Here is a 3,149-nt window from a genome sequence, read left to right on the forward strand (position 1 = left end):
CGGCTGGGTGATACCGGTGTGGCGGTTAACCCGGCAGATGAGCGTTACCGGGCCCTGATCGGTAAAACCGTTATCCTGCCCCTGGTCAACCGTCGCATCCCGATTGTCGCTGATGAACACGCCGATATGAAAAAAGGCTCTGGCTGCGTAAAAATCACCCCGGCCCACGACTTTAACGACCATGAAGTGGGCAAACGCTGCAACCTGCCAATGATCAATGTGATGACCCAGAACGGCGATATCCGCCAACAGGGTGAAGCCTGCCATATCGATGGTACGATAAACCCATCCATCGATACTGCCATACCACAAGCCTACCGGGGCATGGAACGCTTTGCTGCCCGCAAACAAATAGTTGCTGACCTGGAGGCCCTGGGTCTGTTGGAAAAAATTGATGACCATACCCTGATGGTGCCCTACGGTGACCGTTCCGGTGTGGTTATTGAGCCGCTGCTGACGGACCAGTGGTTTGTCCGCGCGGCACCGCTGGCCGGGCCTGCCATTGCCGCGGTGAAAGATGGCCGAATTCAGTTTGTACCCAAACAGTACGAGAACATGTACTTCGCCTGGATGCGCGATATTCAGGACTGGTGTATCTCCCGTCAGCTCTGGTGGGGCCACCGCATTCCTGCCTGGTATGACGATGCCGGCAACATTTATGTTGGTCGCAATGAAGCGGAAGTCCGGGCAAAACATAACATCCCGACGCCGGTTGTCCTGACGCAGGATGACGATGTGCTCGATACCTGGTTCTCTTCGGCACTGTGGACTTTTGCCACCCTGGGCTGGCCAGAACAGACCGATCGCCTGCACACCTTCCACCCCACCGACGTGCTGGTCACCGGTTTTGACATCATCTTCTTCTGGGTAGCCCGAATGATCATGATGACCATGCACTTCATCAAGGATGATGACGGCAAGCCACAGGTGCCGTTCAGGCACGTTTACGTGACTGGCCTGATCCGTGATGAACATGGCGACAAGATGTCCAAATCCAAGGGTAACGTCCTCGACCCTCTGGATATGATTGACGGTATCGACCTGGAATCCCTGGTGGAAAAACGCTGCGGCAATATGATGCAGCCGCAACTGGCGAAGAAGATCGGGAAGCGTACCCGCAGCACCTTCCCCGACGGTATTGCTGCCCACGGTACCGATGCCTTGCGATTCACCCTGTACTCACTGGCCTCCACCGGCCGTGATATCAACTGGGATATGAACCGCCTGGAGGGTTACCGGAACTTCTGCAACAAGATCTGGAACGCCGCCAACTACGTGAAAATGCACACGGATGGTCAAGATTGTGGCAACAGTGATGACCCCGTTGAACTGACTCTGGCCGATCGCTGGATTATTTCCCGACTGCAACGGGTTGCAGCCCAGATTGACAAGAACCTGGCGGAATTCCGTCTCGATCACGCCGCCCAAAATCTCTACGACTTTATCTGGAATGAGTACTGTGCGTGGTATCTGGAACTGTCCAAGCCGGTATTGTGGACCGATGAACAGGGAGGTTCGAGTGTCGCAGGAGACAGGACGTCGGGAGCGACCGATGAACAGGGAGGTTCGAGTGTCGACAGAACGTCGGAAGCCTCCGAAACGCTGGCAAGACGCAAGCGTGGCACCCGTCGGACACTGGTTCGGGTTCTGGAAACCATCATGCGTCTGGCCCATCCGTTTATGCCTTTTATCACGGAAGCGATCTGGCAGAACATCAAGCAAGGCGCTGGCGTTGAGGGTGACACCCTGATGCTGCAGAACTACCCCGTCTCTGACCCGGCCCGCCTTGATGAAACCGCTGAGCGTGATATCGAATGGCTCAAGTCGTTTATCACCGGTATCCGTAACATTCGTGCCGAGCTGAATATTGGCCCGGGCAAGCTGCTGAACGTACTGCTGCGTCACACTTCTGCAGACGATGTTGCCCGCCTGAATGCCAATCAGAACTTCCTGAAGTATCTGGCCAAACTGGAAGACATCAAGATTCTGGCCGTCGGTGACGAAGCGCCGATGGCAACTACTCAGCTGGTAGGCTCCATGGAAGTCCTGGTACCGATGGCTGGCCTGATCGACAAGGAAAAAGAGTCTGCCCGGCTTAATAAGGAAATTGAGCGGTTGGCCAAAGAAGTTGCCCGCTTTGAAAGTAAGTTAAACAATGAGAAATTCATCAGCAAGGCACCGGCCGACGTGGTAGAAAAGGAGCAAGCCAGGCTGGCTGACGCCCGGGCCGCCCGGGTCAGGCTGCAAGAACAACTGGAGGCGGTCAGGGCGCTGTAGATAAAAAATAGCTGCAATGACTGCAGCCATTTTTTAATGCTCCGTTTTTTTTGGTTTTTCTTATTGTTGGTATTTTTTATTCATTAGATCAATTTCTGTTTCAGCCCAATGCTGCATTGCACTCACTGGATGTTCGTAACTCTAACAAACACGTTATTGAAGAAATTATCCAAGTCAATATCATTATGTACATTAGTTCTTTAAACAAGGGTATAGATAACAATTTACCACTAGCAAAACATTACACGTCAATCTAGACAAATGGAGGTTTAATATGGACGCATTTAAGAGCGGAGGAGGTTTTCAAGGATATCATCCAGAAACTTATCAAGGAGCTAATCCAGCCGTCGGTTTTTCCGAAGATGAAGGCAAACTTTATGGCACAAGTGTAACTATCATCCCGCACCACTTTGTTGAAAGCCCCAAAATACCTCAAGGAGAAAAAGGGTATGAGGCTCGGCCACTGGAAACCCGAAAAACCGAGCGTACTCTGGCCACATTGTCAGCGATCGCGATGGGCGCTGCAGCAGTGTTATTTATTATTCCGGCTGCCGCGTCCTTTGGTGCTTTCCTTCTGGGCTCTATTGGTGCAGGCTTAGGGGCGATAGCCGGACCGGGAGGTCTTTTTCTTGGTGGCGTGATTGGTTCCAGCGTTGGGTCCTTTGCTGGATTCGCCGTGGCAGCCTACTTTACACCCTATCTGATCGCAAAAGTTTACAATCTGGTGCTGGAGGCGTGTAACGGCAATGGCTTTGAACGGTCCGATCTTGCTGATAGAGTTGTGGCACATTATGAGGGCTCAACTGCAACATCAAGGGCATAAGTAGCTAACCATATGAAATCATATATTTCTGACTCCTTGTGCCGGCACT

Annotated in this window: 2 protein-coding genes; both read left to right on the top strand. The window is 52.4% G+C overall.

What is annotated here, in order from left to right:
• Positions 1-2,277, top strand: a 2,277-nt coding sequence (locus tag KDK14_RS18105) for a valine--tRNA ligase (protein WP_257266597.1), incomplete at its 5' end; no start/stop codon positions are given.
• 274 nt (positions 2,278-2,551) lie between these two features.
• The gene (locus KDK14_RS18110) at positions 2,552-3,100 is read left to right on the top strand and encodes a hypothetical protein (RefSeq protein WP_257266598.1); all 549 of its coding nucleotides are present in this window, start codon (positions 2,552-2,554) and stop codon (positions 3,098-3,100) included.
• Positions 3,101-3,149: the final 49 nt, after the last annotated feature.

Origin of the sequence: Endozoicomonas sp. ONNA2, from assembly GCF_024606365.1 — a bacterium.
Lineage (GTDB): Bacteria > Pseudomonadota > Gammaproteobacteria > Pseudomonadales > Endozoicomonadaceae > Endozoicomonas.

What these genes read in the sequence shown, in the direction of transcription:
- KDK14_RS18110 (WP_257266598.1), top strand. Translation starts at nt 2,552, where the DNA reads ATGGACGCATTTAAGAGCGGAGGAGGTTTTCAAGGATATCATCCAGAA.